Source organism: Halomonas sp. M4R1S46, from assembly GCF_025725685.1.
GTDB lineage: Bacteria > Pseudomonadota > Gammaproteobacteria > Pseudomonadales > Halomonadaceae > Halomonas.
Genome location: NZ_CP107008.1, coordinates 3,551,979 through 3,574,522 on the forward strand (window position 1 = coordinate 3,551,979; position 22,544 = coordinate 3,574,522).

Below are 22,544 nucleotides of genomic sequence, written 5' to 3' on the forward strand. Positions count from 1 at the left end.
CCGGCCTGCCCGGCCGGCAGCAGACCCGCCTAGTGTTGCTTGACCCGCCATATCCGCCACGCCAGCCCCCCGATGACCAGCACCGCCAGCGGGCCGAACACCCCGACGGCGACGCGCGGCTCCATGGGCATGCCCAGGGCCCCGAGGCTCCCCAGGGCGAGCTTGATCAGGCTGAAGATGTAGTAGCTGATGACGATGATCGACAGGCCCTCGACGGCCTTCTGGATCTTCAGCTGGCTGCTGGTGCGCTCATTGAGGCTCTTGAGCATCTCGGCGTTCTGTTCCTCGATCTCCACCTGGGCACGAGTCCGCAGCAGGTCGTTGAGGCGCGCCACGTTCGCCGCCAACTGCTCCTGGCGGCGGTCCACCGCGGCGCAGTAGCGCACCGTGGGCAGGAAGCGGCGCATCAGGAAGACGCCCAGCCGCTGGCAGTCCCCGACTCGGGTCTCGCGCAGTTCCTCCACCCGGGTGAAGACGATCCTGGCGTAGGCCTCGGTGGCGCTGAAGCGGTGACGGCTGCGGGCGCCGCTGCGCTCCAGGCGAGCGGAGAGCGAGGCGATGGCACCCAGCAGCGGACGCGGCCCCTCGGAGTCGTCCTCGGCATTGCGATCGGAGAGCTCGCCCAGCTCGGCCTCGAACCCCGCCAGCTCGGTCCCGAGCCGCTTGGCCTGGGGCAGCGCCAGCGAGGCCATCATGCGGTAGGTCTCGATCTCCAGCAGGCGCCGCGCCATGCGACCCAGGCGGAAGTCGTTGAGGGCACGATTGACGATCAGCAGCCGGTTCACGCCATGCGCATCGAGGCGGAAGTCGCTCCACACCGCGGCATCGCCACCGCCGATGCGCGACCCGGCGGGGTCGCGAAACCCGCAGGCCCCGGTGTCGCTGCCCCAGGAGGCCTCCGACTCGACCAGGATCACGGTGGCGTTGATCAGCGCCTCCCGGTGGGCCTCGGCGATCTCGGCCAGGCGCGGCGGGGGCGGCGGCCAGATCTCCCCGTCGGGTGTCCGGGGCACCATCAGGGTCAGGGTGAAGAACTCGGTATGCCGCTCCCACTTCAGCACCTGCCCCTCCTCGAGGGTGAGGATGCCCTGCACCGCATCGGGGGCAAGGCTGGTTCCCGCCAGCTCGCAGAGGCGCGTGATGATGCCGTCGCAGACACCGTCGGTGTCGAGGAAGGCGTAGTGGTGGAGATGGGCCGGCTCCGAGAAGTAGATCGACGGGCGGGCGTGGAGCTCGTTATGCAGTTGCTCTCGCTGGGGGTGCATGGTCGGGTCCGAAAGGGGATGGGTAGACCGAGACTAAGGTCCAAGACCCGCCGGGCCAACCGCCGCCCTCAACGCGGCGAGGCCCGCCAGGCCGGCGGGGCCCCCTCCCTGGCAGTGGAATCAACGACTTGCCACGCCAGGGCGGCGGAATCGAGGCGGCGGCGACCGCCCGGCTGCGTCCTTTTGCCCCACCCCGTCGCAGGAGCCGCGACTCATAGCCACTTCATGCGCCGGAACACCCACAGCAGGCCGAGGCCGATGGCGAGCATCACCAGCAGCACCAGGAAGTAGCCGTAGCGGTAGGCCAGCTCCGGCATGTGGGCAAAGTTCATGCCGTAGATGCCGGCGATGAAGGTCAGGGGCACGAAGATGGCGGTGATCACCGTCAGCACCCGCATGGTGCGGTTGAGCTGGTGCGACGAGAGCGAGATGTAGCCGTCGATCAGGTCGCCACAGATGTCGTAGTACATCTGGGTCAGGCTATGCAACCGCTCGAAGCGCTCGTGCACGTCATTGATGGCGTGCAGGGTCTCCTCCTCGTCGCGGGGCAGGTGCGCATAGTCATAGGCGGTGAGTTCCTGGGTGATGCCGAGATGGTAGCTGAAGACCCGGCGCATCTTGACCAGCCGCGAGCGAAAGGCGATGACCCGGCGCATCAGGGCATCGCTGCCATCGTCGATCAGTGCATCCTCCAGGTCGCTGAGCTGGTTCTCGAATTCCAGCAGGCTGTTCAGGTAGTAGCCGGCGGAGGCGTACATGACCCGCAGTGCCACGTGTTCGGGCGAGCGCTTGAGCAGGGTGCTGCCCTCGTGTTCCCGGAGACGGTCGATGCTCAGTGCCAGCCCCGGGTGCAGGCTGATCAGGAAGCGCTCGCCGAGGAGGAAGGCGACCTGCTGGGGCACGTAGTTCAGCTCGGCATCGAAGGAGGAGATGCCGCGATAGAGGATCAGGGTGTGATCCTCGAATTCCTCGATCTTCGGTGGATGACGTTCACGCTGGGCATCGTCGATGGCCAGGGGATGGCCGCCGAAGGCCTCCAGCATGGCGCGCTCGCGCTCCGGGGGCTCGCCCTGCAGGTCGATCCAGATACGGCTTCCCGCCTCGTCGCGCCAGTGCGCGATCAGCTCCTCGCCTCCCTGCATGACCCGGCCGTCGCCGCTCACCAGTAGCGTTCGTATCATCGCTTGGTCATCCTTTGACGAGACAATGCGCGCAGCGTGTGGCACCGGCCTTCGCCTGGCCCGGCACCGTTCCCCTTTCACCGCCGGGAGGTCGCATGACCGACACCCACCGCGTCGGCGAGGTCTTCCGCGCCTTTCTGCTGCTGGGGCTGAGCGCCTTCGGTGGCCCCATCGCCCATCCGGGAGACTTTCGCAGCGAATTCGTCGCCCGTCGAGGCTGGCTCGACGAGCACGCCTACGCGGATCTCGTGGCGCTGTGCCAGTTCCTGCCCGGCCCGGCCAGCAGCCAGGTAGGCTTCACCTTGCTGTCGGTCTGGCGGCGGCCGTTCCGGGTCAGGCTTCGGCCTCGTAGACCGACTTGAGCCGGTAGAACTCCTCGACCACCTCGTCCATGGCCGCGGCGTCGTAGGGACACAGGCCACTCACCACCAGCTTCTTGGAGCCGGTACCGACCTCCTCGCCGCCGGCGAGGATGCGGAACTCCAGCAGGGCATCGCCGCGCTTGCCGGTCACCGCCAGGGAGGAGTCGACCAGTTCCAGGCCGGGCTCGATGCCGTTCAGGCGCTCCAGGGCGAAGCCCATGCTGTCGTAGATCACCAGCGGGCGCCTGGGGTTGAACATCACGCCCTGGTCTTCCATCAGCGGCTTGAGGTAGTGCGGGAAGTTCTTCCCCGAGAAGGCCACGTAGCAACGGGTGAAGGCCTCGACGACGGCTTCGTCGTGGGTCACCTCACCGCTGCGCTCCGCCTCGAGATAGCACTTGCCGTCGTCGTCACGCACGCGAATCAGGCCATCGTCGTCCTCGGCGAAGGTCAGCGGGACACCGTCCCCGACCATGCTCAGGAAGCGGAAGGTCATGCGCTGGGAGAGGCCGAAGCGCGCCAGCACCAGGGCGAAGAGCAGATCTCCCGGCACGCAGAAGCGGCGCGCATCCGGGTTATGGATGGGATTGAAGTCACCGGCGACACGCTTGGCGAAACGGCTGGCCTGCTCTGCGGAGATGCAGAGGCGCGAGCCCGTGCGCGAGTGGTAGTCATCGAGAAACATGCGTCTTGAGCCTGCCCTGAGTCATTGGCGTTGCGATGGTCCGCCCGGCCTCGGCCGGAAGGGCCAGATGATGCCATAAATTCCCCGCCGGCGGGGGAACGAATCGCGGCGAGCTGTCCGGGGTCAGGGAACCGCCAGAAGGCTTCCGCCCCCTACCAAAGGGGCAGGCCAGAAAGCGTTTCGATTCAGCACGATATGGTAAAATTCGCGCGTTTTCGAACCCTTTCCCTCATTTTCTTCCCTTAGGATGATCGCCGCCATGCAGACCATCTGTTCCTCCCCCAACCGGCCCAGGCACCCCGCTCGATGGCCTGGCATTCCGATTCTCTTCCTCTCGCTCGTCGCCTTCGCCTCTCCCGCCCTCGCCTCCCAGGGCGAACTCGACCTGACCACCTCCTTCGTCGGCCTGCTGGCCGTGGTGATCTTCGTCCTCGCCTATGCCCTGGTCATGGCCGAGGAGAAGATCCACATGCGCAAGTCCAAGCCGGTGCTGGTGGCGGCCGGCATCATCTGGGGCCTGATCGGCTGGGTCTATGTCAAGGCCGGGATCTCGGCGGAATCCGAACACGCCTTCCGCACCACCCTGCTGGAATTCACCGAGCTGATGCTCTTCCTGCTGGTGGCGATGACCTATATCAACGCCATGGACGAGCGTCGCGTCTTCGATACCCTGCGCGCCTGGATGGTACGCAAGGGCTTCAGCTACCGAACCCTGTTCTGGATCACCGGCCTGCTGGCCTTCGTCATCTCGCCGGTGGCCGACAACCTGACCACCGCCCTGCTGATGTGCGCGGTGGTCACCAAGGTGGCCGAGGGCGACAAGCGCTTCATCAACCTGGCCTGCATCAACATCGTGGTCGCCGCCAACGCCGGCGGCGCCTTCAGCCCCTTCGGCGACATCACCACCCTGATGGTCTGGCAGGCGGGCATCATCCAGTTCCAGGAGTTCTTCGCGCTGCTGATACCGTCGTTCGTGAACTTCATCATCCCCGCCGTGGTGATGAGCGCCTTCATCAAGAATCGCGTCCCGGCGAGCCTCGAGGAGGACGTGCAGCTCAAGCGCGGTGCGCGACGGATCATCCTGCTGTTCCTGTTCACCGTGGCCACCGCCGTGGGCTACCACACCCTGCTGCACCTGCCGCCGGTGCTGGGCATGATGACCGGGCTCGGCTACCTGCAGTTCTTCGGCTACTACCTGCGTCAGAGCCTGCCGCGCTCCCTGGAGCGCAAGCGCAGCCTCTACACCCAGCGCGGCGACTGGAAGATGCTCGAACAGCTGGGCAGCGTGGTGCCCTTCGACGTCTTCAACCGGGTCGCCCGAGCCGAGTGGGACACCCTGCTGTTCTTCTACGGCGTGGTGATGTGCGTGGGGGGCCTCGGCTTCATGGGCTACCTCGGCCTGCTCTCCGACGCGCTCTATACCGGCTGGAACGCCACCTGGGCCAACGTCGCCCTGGGCGTGATCTCGGCGGTGGTCGACAACATTCCGGTGATGTTCGCGGTGCTGACCATGGAGCCGGACATGTCCCACGGGCACTGGCTGCTGATCACCCTCACCGCCGGTGTCGGCGGCAGCCTGCTGTCGATCGGCTCCGCGGCCGGGGTGGCGCTGATGGGTCAGGCCCGCGGCAACTACACCTTCATGGGCCACCTGCGCTGGTCGCCGGTGATCGCACTGGGCTATGTCGCCAGCGTCCTCGCCCACCTGTGGATCAACGCGGACAGCTTTGGCACTTTCGGCTGAGCCGCGCGCCCGGCGGCCTCAGCCGCCGGGCTTAGTCGCCAGAATCAGGATTCTCGTTGAAGTCCCTCCTGTACATTGCCTTCCCGTGATGTAGTTTATGAAGGTAAGCTGTGCAAAAACCTCAGGCTGGGCACTGAGCGCTGCCCCTGGTTAGCCTGACGTCAATAATAACCAGGCCCGATATCGGGCTGCAGGGGGAATGCGTCATCGACTCACCAATGCCCCATCTTCCAACACGGGCCGCCGGGTACCGCTGGCCCTGCAGGCCGAGCGAGTACAGCACGCCATGCGAGCTCTATCTCTGAGTCCTCCCCGCCTGCCGGCGCTCCTCCGCGTTGTCGACGACCGCAGGAGGCTGTGCACATGGCGTGGCTGAGATTCGTGACCCTGCTGGCATGGGGCCTGATGAGCCTCGTACCCTCGGCGATGGCCCAGGACCCTGACGTGCTGCTGGTGGCCAATGCCGATGTCGATACGCACCACCTGACACGGGATACCACCCGGGCCATCTTCGCCATGCGCCAACGCACCTGGCCCGACGGCCAGGCCGCCAGGGTCTTCGTATTGCCCAGTAGCCACCCGGTGCACGCCCGCTTCGTCAAGGAGCGCCTCTCGGTCTACCCCCACCAGCTTCAGCTGGCCTGGGACCGGGTGGTCTTCTCGGGGACGGGGCAGGCTCCCAACCGCGTTCGCACCCAGGGGGAGATGCTCGAGCAGATTGCCAGCACCTCCGGCGCCCTGGGATATCTTCAAAGGGAGTATCTGGATGACCGTGTCCAAGTCATTTCGATGGAGTGAGCCGCGCCCCGCCCTGCTCATGGGTGCCGCGCTGCTCGCGACCATCACCCAGGCACACGGCAAGGAAGAGAAGGTCCTGGATACGCTCCAGCTGCATGGCTTCCTGAGCCAGGCGCTGGTGATCACCGACGACAACGACTTCTTCGGCCCCAGCAGTAGCGACGAAGGCAGCCTCAAGTTCACCGAGATCGGGGCCAACGTGTCACTGCGCCCCCACGAGGACGTGCTGATTGCGGCCCAGGTGCTCAGCCGGCGGGCCGGCGGGGATGGCAGCGAGGCCAGCCCCGAGCTCGACTATGGTCTGATCGACTACCAGATCCAGTCGAACCAGCAGCGCAACTTCGGAGTCCAGGTCGGCCGCTTCAAGAACCCGTTCGGCTTCTATAACCAGACTCGGGATGTGGCCTTCACGCGCCCGAGCATCCTGCTGCCGCAGTCGATCTATTTCGACCGTACCCGGTCGCTGGCGCTGTCGGCCGATGGGGTCCTCGGCTACTACGAGGAACGCCTGTCCCAGGGCGCGCTGCGCTTCCAGGCCGGCGTGGGACGTGTCCAGGCCGGCGACGACCTGCGCCGCACCCTGCGCCTCGACCGGATCCCCGGCGATCTCGAGCCGGAAACCTCGGCCATCGGACAGGTCCGCTACGAACACGACGGCGGTCGCATCGTCGCAGCCCTGAGCACCGCCAATGTCGGCGCGCATTTCGACTCGCGCCTGACCGGTCTCAGCGACGGTGACTTCTACTTCCGCCCCTGGATCCTGTCGCTCCAGTACAACGCCGAGTATTGGAGCCTGACGACAGAATATGCCCTGCGTGAATCGGGAATGGAGGATTTCAATGATCCACGCTTCAATTTCGACACGACGGGGGAAAGCTGGTACATCCAATACACTCGACGCTTCCTGGATGACTGGCAGTGGCTAGTACGCTACGACAGCTTGATCAGCAACCGCGATGACCGTTCAGGCAAAGCCTTCGAGGCCGCAGGGGCTGGGCCCGCTCACTCACAGTTTGCGAAGGACATGACCTTCGGCCTTCAGTGGACGCCGCATCCCAGGTTGTTGCTCTCCGGGGAGTACCATCATGTCGATGGCACCGGTTGGCTACCGGCCCAGGACAACCCCGATCCGAGCGAGACAGACAGATACTGGAACATGCTGCTTTTCCAGATGTCGCTACGTTTCTGACGTTCTCTCCGCGACACCCCCCATCCGAATCAGGGAATCGGAGAGATGACCACCACACCCTTCTCCTCAAACCGACATCGACTCAGCCTCACCTGGCGCGTCATCGCGCTCAGCAGCCTCCTTCTGATCGTGCTGGTCACGCTGTTCACCGGGCTGGGCCATCGGAACCTGACCCGCCAGTTCCAGGAAGGCCAAATCCAGCACCATGCTCGCCAACAGCGCGAGATCCAGCTGGCGCTGCGCCGTTCCGAGGAGAACCTGCGTCAGTTGGCCAGCCTGGCGGCGGCCTCTCCCCGACTCGGCCCCTCGCTGCAGTCCGGCGATGACGATGCCATCCTGGCCGCCCTGAGATCCCAATGGCCGACCTTGCAGCTCGATGCCGGGGTGGAGGAGATTTTGGTCTTCAACCGCCAGGGACGGGCGATGGGGAACTGGGGCGAGGACCTGGCCACTAATCAGCGTCCCGTACAGGCCTGGGTGGATCGCGTGATGAGCACCGAGATGCCGTTTACCACTCTGCGCTGCTCCATCGACTGCCGGCAGTATGCTGCCGTTCCGGTGCTGGTGGAAGGACAGAGCGTGGGTCTGGTCATCCTGTCGCGATCGTTGGCCGATGTCATCCGCCAGGCGAAGTCGGTCTCGGGTGGTGAGGTGGCCCTTCTAGTGACGGGCCCCATGGAAGCCAGGGACTTGCCCCTGGAACGCCGCCTGGACGCCTGGAATGGCCATTTGACGGCGTTGACCGGGCAGCGAGAAAGCCTGCCCTTCCTGCGCCAGGCTTCGGCAGCGACCAACCTGTCCGGGCTGACCGATTCCCCGTTCTATCTGCAGCACCAGGGACGCCACCTGGAGCTGTCGGCGTCGCGAATGGAAGAAGATCAGGACAGGCGCAGTACCGGCTATTTCCTGCTGATCTCCGATATCACCGCCCAGATCCAGGCCATCAACCACGATACGCGCACCCTGCTGTACGCCGGCGTGGCGGGCTGGCTGGCGGCCGAGCTGCTGCTGCTGATCATCCTGCTGGGCCCCATGTCGCGCCTGCGCCGGATCGCCGGCGTGCTCCCCTCCCTTGCCCGTGGTGGCTTCGCCGAGGCCAGGGAGGCCATTCCCGGCAAGACTCGCCGGCTGCCGGACGAGATCGACGTTCTGGAAGGCACCACCCTGGAGTTGTCGCGGCAGCTGGAGTTGCTCGAGGGAGAGGTCCAGGCAAGAGGCGAACAGCTGGCCGAGCGCGTCGACGAGCTGGCCCAGGAACGAGATTTCGTCGGCAGCCTGCTCGATACCGCTCGCGTGTTCATCATCGCCCAGGATGGCGTGGGCCGCATCAGCCTGGTCAACGCCTACACCCTCTCCATGCTCGATATCGACGAAGACGTGCTCATCGGTCGCCATTTCGACGATATCTTCGATGCGCCCGGCCATTCTCCCATGGCGACGACCGAGGCACCTCAGCAAGAGGAACGCACCCTGCTGACGCCCGACAACCAGGTCCATACCATCGTCTGGTACCACGCTCCCCTGCCGACCGGCAACGATGCCAGCATGGCTCGCATTTCCGTGGGCCTGGATATCACCGAGCGCAAGGCCGCCGAAGGGCGCCTGACCTGGCTGGCCGAACGCGATCCCCTGACCTCGCTCTACAATCGTCGTTACTTCCAGGAAGCCATCCAGCTGGCACTGCAGCAAGGCCACATGGGCGCCATACTGCTGCTGGACCTGGACCAGTTCAAGGAGATCAACGAGCTCAGCGGCCATCATGCCGGCGACCGCCTGCTGCGCGAAGTCGCGGATACGCTTCAGCTCAACCTGGGTCACCGCGGCATCATCGCCAGGCTTGGCGGAGACGAGTTCGCCCTGCTGCTGGAGGATGCCGACGCCGCCCAGGCCATCGCCATCGCCCAGCATTGCAACCAGTTACTCGATGGACTTCGCTTTTCCGCCAGCGGTCGCCGCCATCGGGCCGTGGCCAGTATCGGCATCGCCCAGTTCCCGACTCACGGCGAGACTCCCGCCGACCTGATGGCCAGTGCCGACGTTGCCATGTACAAGGCCAAGGAAAGTGGCGTGCAACGCTGGCACCTGCTCTCCACCCTGGAGAGTGCCAAGGACGAACTTCAGGAGCGGGTCTACTGGGTCGAGCGCCTGCGTAAGGCCCTGCAGGATGACGACTTCACGCTGATGGCGCAGCCCATCGTCCGGCTCGAGGACCGTGACGTGAAGCACTACGAGGTGCTGATCCGGATGTGCGAGACCGACGGCAGCCTTGTGTCGCCCGCCAACTTCATCCCCGTGGCCGAACGCAACGGGATGATCGTCCAGCTCGATCGCTGGGTGCTGCACCACAGCCTGCAGGCCCTGCGACAGTTGCAGGATCAGGGGATCAGCCTGGCGGTGAACCTCTCGGGCCAGTCCCTCCACGACAGGGGGCTCGAGTCCTTCCTTGCCGAAGAACTGGCCAGCAGTGGCGCCGACCCCCATCATCTGATCCTGGAGATCACCGAGACGGCCGCCGTCACCGATTTCGCGACCGCACGCGGCGTGCTGCAGGCCATTCGGGACCTGGGCTGCCGCACCGCCCTGGATGATTTCGGCGTGGGCTTCAGCAGCTTCCACTATCTGGGCCAGCTGCCCGTGGACTACATCAAGATAGACGGCTCGTTCATCCGCAGCCTGACCCTCAGCCCAGACAGCCGTGTCATCGTGCGGGCCATTGCAGATATTGCCGCCGGGTTCGGCAAGCAGGCCATTGCCGAATTTGTGGATGACGAATCCTTGCTCCCCATATTACGTTCCTATGGCATCGTGTATGGTCAAGGGTTCCACTTGGGAAAGCCCAAATTGCTGAAAACAATATTTGAAAACGCAGTTTGAAACCTCGCACCTATCAAGACCTTCGGCATGCAGAAACCGAACGAAACCATCTCAAGGAAACCAAGGCATGGGATATAGAGATCTGGCTGATAGGGAACGCAACCAGCGGGTATCCAATCGGCTTCTCGAGAGATTTCGTAACGAATTCACCTTCAGGCTTGCCCAGGATGATGCAACCCGCAAGCGCGTATTTCGACTCAGGTACGACGTGTACTGTGCAGAACTGGGCTATGAGCATCCAGAAAACCCATCAGAGCACCAAGAGCATGACGTCCATGATGAGCATGCCATCCAGTGCTTGGTGGAACATCGGAAAAGTGGCCTGGCAGCGGGCTGTGTAAGGCTCGTGCTGCCTCAATCCAGCGAGGGCGGGGGGGCCCAGACACTGCCACTACAGGAGTATGGTGGCAATAGCCTTGATCATGGCACGCTGAACCCCTCAAGATTCTGTCAAAGTTCTATCTGCGAGATATCGAGGCTTGCCATTTCCCCGCTTTTCCGAAGACGCTCAACACGCGAAGAAATTGCAAACATTGTCCGTACGAACCATGCCTTTACGGACGCCGAGCGCGAAACCTTTCCGTTGATTGTGATTGGCCTCTTCCTGGCGACCTACGCCCTTCTCGGGCTCTCGAAACGCCCCCACGCCTTCGCCATGATGGATCCAAGGCTTCCTCGCCTTCTCAAGATGTCTGGATTTTATTTCACCAAGGTCGGCGAAACCATCGAATTCCATGGCAAGCGGAGTGCCTTCTACATCGACCAGAGACAGGTCGAAAAGGATATGCACGCGGAGCTGATGCCCCTTTATCAGCACATCCAGTCGACTTTGGCCCCCCAAATCGAAGGCGCACTAGCCATCGTCGCCACCGAGTCAATCTACTGAGATGGCAACTCCAGCAACGGACCGGGGTACAGGCGACCCGGCCAGTCGAGCAGCATGATCGCCAGCACGTTGCGGTGCTCGCCATAGCTCAGGTCGGTACCGCCGCTCTCCGATGGCACCAGCCTCGCCCGGGGATCGTAGGCCCTCACCAGCGCCTCCCGTAGCCGCTGCACCGCCGGGTGATCCTCCCGGTCCGCCAGCAGGAAGCTGATCCCCACCTCGGTGTAGATGTCCGCCTTGGTCTCGGCCAGGATGCGGTCCAGGCGGGACGCGAAGTATGCCAGTATCCAGTCGAATTCCTCCTTCGGCACCCGTCGTTGATAGTAGTCGCTCGCCGCGATCACGAAGTGCGTCATGCCATAGATCTTGTTGCGAAAGGAGGCTCGGGACAGTTCACCATCCCGTGCCGGTGGATAGTGGCGCCGGAAGGCCGCGATGACCGGCTCACGCAGATCCGCCACCCCGAGATGGTGGAGGTAATACACCAGGTTGGCCACTTGGGCGGCATAGACCTCCATCACGCCGGGATCGGTCAGGAAGGGCCGAAAGTCGACACTCTCGAGATAGGCGAGCGCCCGGCGGTATCCCGGCAGGTGTTGCTCATCGAGCAGGCCATGGTAGCTGGCCTGAGTGAGCTGGAACGCCAGGCTCTTGGCGTAGCCGATCTCCCCCCACTCGCCGAGCATGCGCTTGCGCCGCTGCTGCTTGGACGAGCGCGTGGGGTAGTCCGCCACCTTCTCCCGGGCGCGTCGCGCGGCATAGCCGGGCTCGGCCAGGCCATCGATCTCCTGGCGCAGGGACGTCAGCAGGCGCTGGCCATAGGCCCGATTGAGGGGCAGGTAGCGATCGTCCCCGCTCAACCGATAGAGCCGCTGGGCATAGTGGCGCTGCTTGCCGGCCGGCAGTGTCGGTAGCGCCTGCTCGTAGGTCGCCCGGATCTCGGCCGCCACCTCGGCGGGTGGCCAGGCGGTCGTCCGGCCCTCGAGGGCGCAGCCGACCAGCAGGGCCAGGACCCAAAGCCACAGCAGCGACGGCCGGTGCAGCAGGCGGCTCATGGCGATTTCCCTTTCCGCCGCCGGGAGCGTTTCGGCGGGATGAGTTTCACGCGGGCCTTGGGGCGAAGGGGCTTGGGCGGCGGCTCGCCCGGCGCCGGCGCCTGCTCGGGAGGCGGTGGACGCGCCACCACGACCCAGGCGAACACCGGCAGGGCGAGCCGCCAGTAGATGGCGGCCAGGCGCAGCCCCAGGGTGATGGCGAGCGAGGCCGCGATGGAGACACCCAAGGGACCGCCCAGCGTCTCGAGGGCCACGAAGGTCACGCCGCCGGCGATGGAGGCGATGGCGTAGACTTCCTGGCGCAGCACCATGGGCATCCGACGGGCCAGGACGTCGCGCATCATGCCGCCGGCCACCCCGGTCAACAGGCCCATGAGCACCGCGACCACCCCGGGCGCCTCGAGCGTCAACGCCTTGTGGGTACCGATCACGGTGAACAGCGCCAGGCCGAAGGCATCCGCCACCGGCAGGAAGACCCGTGACAGGCGATGGATGTAGTGGAAGCCGAGGATGGACAGCGCCACGGTGGCGAGGATCACCCACAGGTAGGCCGGATCCGTGATCCAGAAGACCGGTTGCACGCCGAGTATCAGGTCACGCAGGGTACCGCCGCCGATAGCGGTCACCGCCGCCAGCACCAGCATGCCGAAGGGATCCATCCGCGAGCGACAGGCGAGTATCACGCCCGAGAGGGCAAAGACGATCACGCCCGCCATGTCCAGCCAGTAGACCACCCCTGTCACCGTCATCCTCCCTGTGTCGTTGCCGCCAGCATAGCAGCCCAGCCGGGGATGACCCGCCAACGCAAACGGGCGGCCCGCAGGCCGCCCGAGCGATCCCCCAGGAAGGAAACGTCACGATCAGCCGACGGTGCCGCCGCCGTGACGCGTGATCGCCACCACCGAGGGCCGCGGCGGCACCCCTTCCTCGAAGTCCGGCCAGCGGGTCGCGGGGGTCTCGAAGCTGGAGCGGCCCGAGTGCCCCGGGAAGGCCTCGGCGCCGTCGGCGGCGGGGTGCTGCACCGCCACGAACAGGGCGGTATCGTCGGGAGTGAAGCAGGGGCCGCACATCTCGGCACCGACCGGCACGCGGAAGAACATCTTGCCGGTCCCGCGTCGCTCGCCCTCGGTCTCCAGCGCCCAGACGCCATCGGCGGTACCCGATTTGGGCCACTTGCCGCCCTGGTCGGTGGTCACCCAGAGGCGGCCCCGGGCATCCACCACGCAGTTGTCCGGCGAGGCGAACCAGCCGTTCTCGCTGGTCGCCGGGTTCCACATCGTCCCGACCTCGCCCTGCGACGGGTCCCCGCAGCGCACCAGGATATCCCAGCGGTTCTCGGTGGCGGTGTGGCGGCCTTCGGTGATGATCTCCAGCACATGGCCGAAGAGGTTCTCGGCCCGCGGGTTGGCCGCATCGACCTGGTCCTCGCCGCGCTTGTGGTTGTTGGTGAGCATCACGTAGACATCGCCGGTGACGGGGTTGGCGGCGATGTCCTCCGGCCGGTCCATGGGGGTGGCGCCCAGGGCATCGGCGGCCAGGCGGGTGTCGATCAGCACGTCGGCCTGGCTGGCGAAGCCGTTCTCGGCGGTCAGCGGCCCCTCGCCATGGACCAGCGGCAGCCAGGTCACGCGGCCCCCGGCATCGAAGCGGGCCACGTAGAGGGTGCCGTCATCGAGCAGGTCGCGGTTGGCGGCCGGCTCGGCGGTGTTGACCACGTCGCGGCTGACGAACTTGTAGACATAGTCGAAGCGCTGGTCGTCGCCCATGTAGACCACCAGGCGGCCGTCCTCGGCGACCAGCGTCGCCGCCCCCTCGTGCTTGATGCGGCCCAGGGCGGTGCGCTTGACCGGCGTGGAGGCGGGGTCGAGCGGGTCGATCTCCACCACCCAGCCGAAGCGGTTGGGCTCGTTGGGCTCCCGGGTGATATCGAAGCGGGCATCGTGACGGCCCCAGCTGTAGGACGCCCCCGGCACCCCGTAGCGGGCCAGCTTGTCCTTCTCCGGGTGATGGGTCGCGTCCCCCAGGAAGTAGCCGTGGAAGTTCTCCTCGCAGGTGAGGATGGTCCCCCAGGGCGTCATGCCGCCGGCGCAGTTGTTCAGGGTGCCGATCACGCGACGCCCCTCCGGGTCGGCGTCGGTGCGCACCCGGGCATGGCCGGCCACCGGCCCGCCGATGGCGATCTCGGTGCTGCGCGGGGTGATGCGGCGGTTGTAGCGGCTGTCCTGCACATAGCTCCAGCGACCGTTCTCGCGGCGGATCTCGACCACCGAGAGGCCATGCGCCGCCTTCTCGATCTCGGTCATCTCGGCGGTGATGCCGCTGAAATCGTGCTCGTCCTGAGGACCGGGCAGCCCGGGAAACATCAGTTCCTCGTTGGTGAACTCGTGGTTCACCACCAGCAGGCCGCGATCCAGGCGGCCTGCCAGGGGCACGAAGCCGACATAGTCGTTGTTGTAGCCGAACTGGCGTTCCTGGGCATCGGCGTGCTGGTTGTGCGGGTCGAAGGCCGGCGCATCGGCGAACAGCGGGTCGCCCCAGCGGATCAGCACCTCGGCATCATGGCCGGGGGCCACATGGTGGGTGGTATCGACACCATGGGGGATCTCGTCGAAGGCGAAGCGGTCGAGGTTGCCCCCCTCGGCGGCGATGGCGGCGGCCAGCGGGTTCATGGCACCGATGGCCGCCGCGCCCAGGCCGGCCGACCCGGCGCCCTTGAGAAAACCGCGACGCGAGAAGCGACGCTCGATGATCTCGCCGATGGGCGAGCGAACCTCGGGGTTGCTGGGAGTGTTCTCGGCGTTCTCGAAATGGGCGCGACGATTGAAGGCCATGACGTCTTTCCTCTGATGATCGGCGGTGACGGGCCACAAGTGATACGCCCCCAAGGTGTCAATCTAGTTAAGCCGACATGGAAAATCTCTCAGGTCCAATGCACCACATTATGCTAATAATGGCCTGGGGACCTCCCGACGAGGCGATCGCCCTCTGGCTGGCGGTGCCACCACACCGCAGACACGACACCACGGAGCCCACATGGACTGGAATCCCGCCTATGCCTGGCTGGCCATTGCCCTGCTGCTGGGGCTCGCCGAGTTGACCTCGGGCGCCCTGCTGCTGCTGGCCCTGGGGGTGGCGGCTGCCCTGACCGCCGCCCTCGCCGCGCTGGGCCTCTCCCTGTCATGGCAGCTGCTGGGGATGGGCGTGTTCTCGGGCCTGCTGGCGCCGCTGGCGATCATGGTGATTCGTCCCCGCTTCTCGCCCAGGGGCGTGGCCTACGGCACCACCGGCACCGGCGTGGAGAAGGGCCGGGCCTTCACGGTCCTGGCGCGCGACTTCGACGGTGCCTGCGGCATCAAGATCAATGGCGACTTCTACCGAATCCGCCTCGCCGGCAGCGACGACACCGCCCTGCCGGTGGGGACCCGCGTGATCTTCGAGGAGTTCGACGGCACCACCGCCGTCGTCAGCCTCGCCACTGCCAAGGAGTTATGAGCATGGACCTGGTCAATCCGGGGCTGATTCTCAGCCTGATCATCGTCGTCATCGGCATCCTGATCATCGCCAAGGGCCTGGTGGTCGTCCGCCAGTCCGAGGTCATGGTCATCGAGCGCCTGGGGTCCTTCAACCGGCTCCTGGAGAGCGGCATCAACATCATCATTCCCTTCATCGAGCAGCCCCGCGCCATCACCATGATTCGCTATCGCAAGCTCGGCGAGGACTACCAGGCCATCACCAGCGACGAGGTGCGCATCGACCGTCGCGAGACGGTGATGGACTTTCCCGGCCAGCCGGTGGTGACCACCGACAACGTCACGGTCACCATCAACGGCGCCCTCTACTACCAGATCATTGATCCCAAGCGCGCCGTCTACGAGGTGGAGAACATGAGCCAGGCGGTGGAGGTGCTGGCCAAGACCACCCTGCGCTCGGTGGTCGGCAAGATGGAACTCGACAAGCTGTTCGAGTCGCGTGCCGAGGTCAACAACGAGATCCAGTCCTCCATGGAGGAGGCGGCCTCCAAGTGGGGGGTGAAGATCTCGCGGGTCGAGGTACAGGATATCGCCATGCCCGAGGAGGTGGAGTCCGCCATGCGCCTGCAGATGGCCGCCGAGCGCCGCCGCCGGGCCACCGTGACCGAGGCCGAAGGCGAGAAGGCGGCGGCCATCGCCATGGCCCAGGGCCAGCGGGAGTCGGCGATCCTCAACGCCCAGGGCGACAAGGAGTCGGCCATCCTGCGCGCCCAGGGGGAACAGGAGTCGATCACGCTGGTGCTGGGCGCCATCGGCGACAGCGAGGAGAACAAGCGTACCGTGGTGGGCTACCTGCTGGGCCAGAGCTATATCAAGGCCCTGCCCACCATGGCCCAGCAAGGCGAGCGAGTCTTCGTGCCCTACGAGTCCTCCGCCCTGCTCGGCTCCATGGGCATGTTCCGCGAGATGGCCGGCACCCCCGAGGACGCCGTGGCCAGCCATCTCCGCTCGCAGTCCCCCCGGGAGGGCCTGCGCAGCGGCATGGTCGGCGGGGCCGCCTCGGGCGGCGACTGAGGGATCCGCGACGCGGACTCAGCGCGGCGGCGCCTGCCGGCTCATGAGGTGGACGTCCTCGCCGTGATGGGCGAGGGTCTCGTGATCCTGCCAGCCCCGCCGGCGATTCGGCGCCTGCCGATCCAGGGTGATGCGATACCGCCTCGACCCTGTGGCAACAGGGCCTCCCTAGGACCTTCGTCGTAGTCATCACCGGTCTTGCCGGCTTGTCGGGCATACTACCCGGCCAGCCACGCTCGTCTCGGGAGTCCCGATGCCGCTGATCCAGGAAAAACTTGCGACTCCGCCATTGCCCATTTCGCTGGTGGCCCGGCCGCGCCTCAACGATCACTTCGTCCTCGACGAGCGCGTCCGGGTGCTGCTGGTCAAGGCACCACCGGGCTACGGCAAGAGCACCCTGGTCGCCGAGCGGCTTCCCGCCCTGGAGCAGACGGCAAGCTGGCTGCGGCTGGATGCCCGCGATAACGACCCGACCCGCTTCGCCCGCTACTTCGCCGCGGCCCTCGACCGGCTGTGCCGGGAGCACCTGGCGGTCTCGCTGCCGGCAACGGATGACGATGTCTCCTTCGGCGACCGCATCGACGACTGGCTGGCCAGCCTGCCCGCCGAGGCCGCGCCCTGCCGGCTGGTGCTCGACGACTTCGATCACCTCCGGCACCCGGCTATCCTCGAGGGGCTCGCCCACTGGCTGCGCCATCAGCCGCGCTGGCTGACCCTGACGCTGGTGTCGCGCACCCGGCCGCCCCTGGGACTCCCCGGCCTGCGGCTGCGCGGTGAGCTGGAGGAGATCGGCGTGGAGCAGCTGGCCTTCGACGCCGAGGAGGCGCAGACCCTGTGCGCCGAGCAGCTCAGCTTCCCGCCCACCCGGGTCAGTCTGGAACGCGCCCTGCGTCGTACCGAGGGTTGGCCGATGGCGCTGGCCTGGCTGATCGAGCGCACCACCACCCGGGCCGGTTTCGATGCGCTGCTCGAACGGCTATCCGGGGCGCATCCGGACTTCGTGGCCTGGTTCGACGACCTGCTGAACACCAGCGTCGACGCCCCCGACCAGGAACTGTTGCTGCAGCTCGGCGTGTTGGAGCGATTCTCGCCGCCGCTGGTGGCACGACTGCTGGACGGCGACCGGGTCACACAGCGCCTGGAGGCCCTGGAGCAGACCGGCCTGTTCCTGCATCGCCCCGACCCCCACGACCAGTGGTGCCGCTTCCATGCCCTGTTCGCACAGTACCTGCGGCACCGCCGCCACGAGTTGAGCCTGGACACCCAGCGCCAGCTGCATCGCCGCGCCAGCGAGGCCTGGCTGGCGCTGGGCGCCCCCGACCTGGCGCTGGCCCAGGCCATCGAGGCCGACGACCCCGACGCCCTGGCGACCCTGATCGAGGATCAGGGCCCCTATCTGCTGGCCCACGGCCACTTCGCGCTGCTCGCCCGGGCCCTGGCGACGCTCGGCGAGCCGCGTGTCGGCGCCTCGCCGCGCCTCACGCTGATCCACGGCTGGGTGTCCCACGCCCAGTACCTGTTCGACCGTACCGCCCAGGCCATCGGCTGGATCGAGGCCCAGCTCGACGAACCCGCCTGGCAGGAACTCGCCGCCGAGTTCGCCACCCTGCGCGCGCAACTGGCGATCAACCGGGGCGATGCCGAGCGCGCCGCCCCGCTGGCCGAGCAGGCTCTCACCTTGCCGGCGCGCTACCTGGCCGCCACCCCGGTCTCGGCCGGCGCCATTCTCTGTGAGTCACGCTTCGTCCAGGGCCATCTCGAGGAATCGCTGACCCGCATCCAGGCGGTGGAACAGGAGGCCAAGCACATCGGCGATGACCAGCTGATGCTGTGGGCGCTGTGCCATCATTCGGAGACCCTGGTCGCCCAGGGTCGGCTGCAGGCCGCCTTCGACATCCAGGAGCGCGCCTTCGCGCATATCGAGCACTGCGGCCTCGACCGCCTGCCGGTCGCCGAGTTCCTCTACCGCATCCGCAGCCAGCTGCTGTGGGAATGGCACCGCCTGGACGAGGCCGAGCAGGCGGCCCTGGCGGGCATCGCCGTGCTCGACAATCAGGGCGAGCACTGGACCCTGCAGTGCCATGTCGGCCTGGCCAAGGTCGCCCTGGCCCGCGGCGACCAGGCGCAATGCGCCGACCATATCCGCCGCCTGCGCAAGATACTGGCCGAGGGCGACTACCATATCGACTGGCGGGCCAACGCCCACGCCGCCCTGCTGGCCTGGTGGCAGGCCAACGACGACCTCGATGCCGTGGCCCGCTGGCTGCGGGAGGCACCGCCCGCCGAACCCGACACCGCCAGCAATCACTTCGCCCAGGCCAACGTACGCAACCACGCCCGCGCGCGGATGCTACTCGACCGGCCGGACGAGGCCCGGCCCCTGCTGGAGGCCCTGGAGGCGCAAGCCGAGCGCTTCGGCCTGGTCACCGACGCCAACCGCAACCGCCTGTGCCAGGCGGCGCTGGAGTGGCAGTGCGGCCACGAGGAGGCGGCACTGGATCACCTGACGGTGGCCCTGGAGCTGGCCTCGCGCACGGGGCTCATCGGCAGCTTCCTGCGCCTGGGCAAGCCGCTGGTCGAGATGCTCGGGGCCCTGCTCGAGGGCGGTGAGCTCGATGAGCTGTCCCGCGCGCGCGCCGAGCGGCTGATCGAACTGGCCGGCCGCCAGCGCGACTTCGGCCGCGCCGTGCGCCTGATGCTCGACGAGGCGGTGATCGCCGACATCGTCGCTCGCCCCGACGTCCCCGAACTGATCCGCACCTCGCCGTTGACCCGTCGCGAGTGGCAGATCCTGGGGCTGATCCACGCCGGCTTGTCCAACGAGCAGATCGCCGAGCAGCTCTCGGTGGCCCCCACCACCATCAAGACCCACATCCGCAGCCTCTACCAGAAGCAGAACATCCGCCGCCGCGAGGAGGCCATCGCCCTGGCCGGCGACCTGCTGGCCCGCATCCAGGGAGAGTAGCCACCAGCTCCCTCGTCCCCTCCTCCCCCCGCCTACGCCTGCCTCATCCCCGACGGGAGGATCTCTCTGGTCGGCACTCCCGGCACCATGGCGCGACACCCCGTCCCGTGCGGCTGGCGCCCCGCGGAACGGCGCGCCAGCGAGCCCGACATCGAGACCGACGACGAGGACAAGGCTCATGACCACAGACACTTCCCAATACCTCGGCCGCCAGGGCGCCGACTGGTGGCGCGGCGCGGTGATCTACCAGATCTATCCGCGCAGCTTCCTGGATGCCAATGGCGACGGCATCGGCGACCTGCAGGGTGTGATCGACAAGCTCGACTACATCGCCTCGCTCAATGTCGACGCCATCTGGCTGTCGCCCTTCTTCACCTCGCCGATGAAGGACTTCGGCTACGACGTCAGCGACTACCGCGGCGTCGACCCGATGTTCGGCACCCTGGCCGACTTCGACCGCCTGGTGGAGGCCGCCCATGCCCGCGGCCTCAAGGTCACCATCGACCAGGTGCTCTCGCATACCTCGGACCAGCACCCCTGGTTCCAGGAAAGCCGGGCGAGCCGCGACAACCCCAAGGCCGACTGGTACGTGTGGGCCGATCCCAAGCCCGACGGCGCCCCGCCCACCAACTGGCAGGCGATCTTCGGCGGCTCCGCCTGGCAATGGGACACCCGCCGCTGCCAGTACTACCTGCACAACTTCCTGGTCGAGCAGCCGGACCTCAACTTCCGCCATCCCGCGGTGGTCCAGGCCATCCTCGGCGAGGTGCGCTTCTGGCTGGAGCGTGGCGTCGACGGCTTCCGCCTCGATGCGGTCAACTTCTGCACCCATGGCGAGCTGAAGGACAATCCGCCGCGCGAGGAGATCGCCGAGGGCTTTATCGGCGTACGCCCGGACAACCCCTACGGTTACCAGCACCATATCCACGACAAGACCCAGCCGGAGAACCTGGTCTTCCTCGAGCGGCTACGCGCCCTGCTCGACGAATACCCCGGCACCACCAGCGTCGGCGAGGTCGGCGATGATGACTCCCTGGGGGTGATGGCCGAGTACACCCGGGGCGGTGAGCGCCTGCACATGGCCTACTCCTTCGACCTGCTCGGTGAGCGCCATGACCCCGAGTACCTGCGCGGCATCCTCACCGAGATGGAGTCGCGCATCGAGGATGGCTGGCCGTGCTGGGCGCTGGGCAACCACGACGTGACCCGCCTGGCCTCTCGCTGGCAGGCCGAGGACAATGCCGCGGCACTGCGGCTTTATATGGCCTTCCTGCTGACCCAGCGCGGCAGCATCTGCCTCTACCAGGGCGAGGAACTGGGCCAGACCGAGGCCACGCTCGCCTTCGAGCAGTTGGTCGACCCCGCCGGCATCACCTTCTGGCCGGCCTACCAGGGCCGCGACGGCTGCCGCACCCCGATGCCGTGGAAGGCCGATGCGCTCCACGGCGGCTTCTCCCGGGCCACGCCCTGGCTGCCGGTGCCCGATGACCACCTGGGCCTGGCCGTGGACCAGCAGGACCGGGATCCGGACTCGCTGCTCAACGCCTATCGGGCCTTCCTGGCCTTCCGCCGCACCCAGCCGGCCCTGGTCAAGGGCGAGATCCGCTACCACCCGGTGCGCGACGGGGTGCTGTGCCTCGAGCGTCGCCATCCGTCCAGCGACCCCGGCCAGCGGCTGCTGGTGGCGCTGAACTTCGCCGACGCTCCCCGCGAGCTGCCGGCCCCAGGCGCCGCGCGCGCCCTCGATGACGCGCCGGCGCTGGTCAACGGCCATTGGCGGGACGGCACTCTCACCCTGCCGGCCTACGGCATCGCCATCGCCCGCTGCCCCACCGATTCGGAGGAAGCCTCATGGGACGTCTGACACTCGAAAGCATTGGCAAGGACTACGACGGCGTCGAGATCTCGCGGGATATCGACCTGACCATCAACGACGGCGAGTTCGTGGTCTTCGTCGGCCCCTCGGGCTGCGGCAAGTCGACCCTGCTGCGCATGGTCGCCGGCCTCGAGGACATCAGCCGTGGCGAGATGTGCCTCAACGGCGAGCGGATCAACGAGATCCCGCCCCAGGAACGCGACATCGGCATGGTCTTCCAGTCCTATGCCCTCTATCCGCACATGACGGTGGCCGAGAACATGGCCTTCGGTCTCAAGCTGGCGCGCACCGACAAGGCCGAGATCCAGCGTCGCGTCCAGCACGCCGCCGGGATCCTGCAGCTGACCGAGCTGCTCGAACGCAAGCCCAAGGATCTCTCCGGCGGCCAGCGCCAGCGGGTGGCGATCGGCCGGACCCTGGTCAAGGAACCCGCGGTGTTCCTGTTCGACGAGCCGCTGTCCAACCTCGATGCCTCGCTGCGGGTCGAGATGCGGGTGCAGATCGCCGAGCTGCACAAGCGCCTCGGCGCCACCATGATCTACGTGACCCACGACCAGGTCGAGGCCATGACACTCGCCGACCGCATCGTGCTGCTGTCCGGCGGACGCATCGCCCAGGTCGGCGCACCGCTGTCGCTCTACCACTTCCCGAAGTCCCTCGAAGTGGCCGAGTTCATCGGCTCGCCGCGCATCAATACCCTGCCGGTGACGGTGGTCGACCCGGGCCCGCGGCGCACCGGCGTGCGTCTGCCCTCCGGCGAGACCCTGGCCGTGGCGGTAGACGGTCGCGGCCTCAAGGCCGGCGACACGGCCACCCTGGGGATTCGCGCCGAAGACTTCGTCCTCCCCGACCAGGGCGAGGCCCGGATGACGGCCAGGCTGATGGTGGCCGAGAAGCTCGGCTACGAGACGCTGGCCCACCTGCAGGTCGAGGGCGTCGAGGGCACGATCACCCAGCGCCTCGATGGCCTGGCCCACCTCGAGGAGCATCAGGCCGTCGTGCTGGGCCTGGCCGGCGACCACTGCCACCTCTTCGCGTCGGACGGGACGGCCTGCCCGCGACAGGTGGAGATCCCCGGCATCACCCACTGAACGACAGGCTTCCCTGTCCGCCCCGCCCC

Annotated in this window: 16 protein-coding genes and 1 pseudogene; 11 read left to right on the forward strand and 6 right to left on the reverse strand. The window is 66.8% G+C overall.

What is annotated here, in order from left to right; genetic code table 11:
* Nucleotides 1-29: 29 nt before the first annotated feature.
* A complete protein-coding gene (locus tag OCT48_RS16435; RefSeq protein ID WP_263590210.1) occupies nucleotides 30-1,265 on the reverse strand; it encodes a DUF3422 domain-containing protein in 1,236 nt (411 codons plus the stop codon).
* 212 nt (nucleotides 1,266-1,477) lie between these two features.
* Nucleotides 1,478-2,446, reverse strand: a complete 969-nt coding sequence (locus tag OCT48_RS16440; protein WP_263590211.1) for a magnesium transporter CorA family protein — start codon at nucleotides 2,444-2,446, stop codon at nucleotides 1,478-1,480.
* Nucleotides 2,447-2,541: 95 nt separating this feature from the next.
* Between OCT48_RS16440 and OCT48_RS16445 the strand changes: the two are divergent.
* Nucleotides 2,542-2,751 (forward strand): annotated as a pseudogene (locus OCT48_RS16445) (chromate transporter); the annotation flags it as partial.
* 28 nt (nucleotides 2,752-2,779) lie between these two features.
* Here OCT48_RS16445 and OCT48_RS16450 read toward each other — a convergent pair.
* Nucleotides 2,780-3,493 carry a DUF3581 domain-containing protein gene (locus OCT48_RS16450; RefSeq protein WP_263590212.1) on the reverse strand — a complete coding sequence of 238 codons (714 nt, stop codon included), beginning with the start codon at nucleotides 3,491-3,493 and terminating at the stop codon, nucleotides 2,780-2,782.
* Nucleotides 3,494-3,752: 259 nt separating this feature from the next.
* Between OCT48_RS16450 and nhaD the strand changes: the two genes are divergently transcribed.
* The 5 genes from nhaD to OCT48_RS16475 all read left to right on the forward strand — a co-directional run bounded on the left by nhaD (nucleotide 3,753) and on the right by OCT48_RS16475 (nucleotide 10,984).
* Nucleotides 3,753-5,237, forward strand: coding sequence for a sodium:proton antiporter NhaD (gene nhaD / locus OCT48_RS16455; RefSeq protein ID WP_263590213.1), 1,485 nt, complete (start codon nucleotides 3,753-3,755; stop codon nucleotides 5,235-5,237).
* A gap of 363 nt (nucleotides 5,238-5,600) precedes the next feature.
* Nucleotides 5,601-6,035 (forward strand): hypothetical protein, encoded by a 435-nt coding sequence (locus OCT48_RS16460; RefSeq protein ID WP_263590214.1) that lies wholly within the window; start codon nucleotides 5,601-5,603, stop codon nucleotides 6,033-6,035.
* Nucleotides 6,004-7,224: a hypothetical protein gene (locus tag OCT48_RS16465; protein WP_263590215.1), complete on the forward strand. Its 1,221-nt coding sequence runs from the start codon at nucleotides 6,004-6,006 to the stop codon at nucleotides 7,222-7,224. Before OCT48_RS16460 ends, OCT48_RS16465 begins: the two co-directional genes overlap by 32 nt.
* A 45-nt stretch (nucleotides 7,225-7,269) precedes the next feature.
* Entirely contained in the window at nucleotides 7,270-10,098 is a 2,829-nt protein-coding gene (locus OCT48_RS16470; RefSeq protein WP_263590216.1) for an EAL domain-containing protein, read from the forward strand.
* Between the two features lie 67 nt (nucleotides 10,099-10,165).
* Nucleotides 10,166-10,984 carry a PEP-CTERM/exosortase system-associated acyltransferase gene (locus tag OCT48_RS16475; RefSeq protein ID WP_263590217.1) on the forward strand — a complete coding sequence of 273 codons (819 nt, stop codon included), beginning with the start codon at nucleotides 10,166-10,168 and terminating at the stop codon, nucleotides 10,982-10,984.
* On the opposite strand, the gene OCT48_RS16480 is transcribed toward OCT48_RS16475, so the two are convergent.
* The 3 genes from OCT48_RS16480 to OCT48_RS16490 form a co-directional block, all read right to left on the reverse strand.
* Nucleotides 10,978-12,039: a DUF3541 domain-containing protein gene (locus OCT48_RS16480; RefSeq protein WP_263590218.1), complete on the reverse strand. Its 1,062-nt coding sequence runs from the start codon at nucleotides 12,037-12,039 to the stop codon at nucleotides 10,978-10,980. The two genes, OCT48_RS16475 and OCT48_RS16480, sit on opposite strands and share 7 nt — an antisense overlap.
* Nucleotides 12,036-12,782 carry a trimeric intracellular cation channel family protein gene (locus OCT48_RS16485; protein ID WP_263592639.1) on the reverse strand — a complete coding sequence of 249 codons (747 nt, stop codon included), beginning with the start codon at nucleotides 12,780-12,782 and terminating at the stop codon, nucleotides 12,036-12,038. Before OCT48_RS16485 ends, OCT48_RS16480 begins: the two co-directional genes overlap by 4 nt.
* A gap of 117 nt (nucleotides 12,783-12,899) precedes the next feature.
* Nucleotides 12,900-14,870, reverse strand: coding sequence for a PhoX family protein (locus OCT48_RS16490; RefSeq protein WP_263590219.1), 1,971 nt, complete (start codon nucleotides 14,868-14,870; stop codon nucleotides 12,900-12,902).
* Nucleotides 14,871-15,072: 202 nt separating this feature from the next.
* On the opposite strand from OCT48_RS16490, the gene OCT48_RS16495 reads away from it, so the two are divergent.
* The 5 genes from OCT48_RS16495 (at nucleotide 15,073) to ugpC (ending at nucleotide 22,515) form a co-directional block, all read left to right on the forward strand.
* Nucleotides 15,073-15,531, forward strand: coding sequence for an NfeD family protein (locus OCT48_RS16495; protein WP_263590220.1), 459 nt, complete (start codon nucleotides 15,073-15,075; stop codon nucleotides 15,529-15,531).
* 2 nt (nucleotides 15,532-15,533) lie between these two features.
* Nucleotides 15,534-16,583 carry an SPFH domain-containing protein gene (locus tag OCT48_RS16500; RefSeq protein WP_263590221.1) on the forward strand — a complete coding sequence of 350 codons (1,050 nt, stop codon included), beginning with the start codon at nucleotides 15,534-15,536 and terminating at the stop codon, nucleotides 16,581-16,583.
* A gap of 253 nt (nucleotides 16,584-16,836) precedes the next feature.
* Entirely contained in the window at nucleotides 16,837-19,548 is a 2,712-nt protein-coding gene (malT, locus tag OCT48_RS16505) for an HTH-type transcriptional regulator MalT (protein ID WP_263590222.1), read from the forward strand.
* 178 nt (nucleotides 19,549-19,726) lie between these two features.
* Complete coding sequence (locus OCT48_RS16510; protein WP_263590223.1) at nucleotides 19,727-21,412, forward strand: alpha-amylase family glycosyl hydrolase; 1,686 nt, start codon at nucleotides 19,727-19,729, stop codon at nucleotides 21,410-21,412.
* Nucleotides 21,400-22,515, forward strand: coding sequence for a sn-glycerol-3-phosphate ABC transporter ATP-binding protein UgpC (gene ugpC / locus OCT48_RS16515; protein WP_263590224.1), 1,116 nt, complete (start codon nucleotides 21,400-21,402; stop codon nucleotides 22,513-22,515). Before OCT48_RS16510 ends, ugpC begins: the two co-directional genes overlap by 13 nt.
* Nucleotides 22,516-22,544 lie beyond the last annotated feature (29 nt).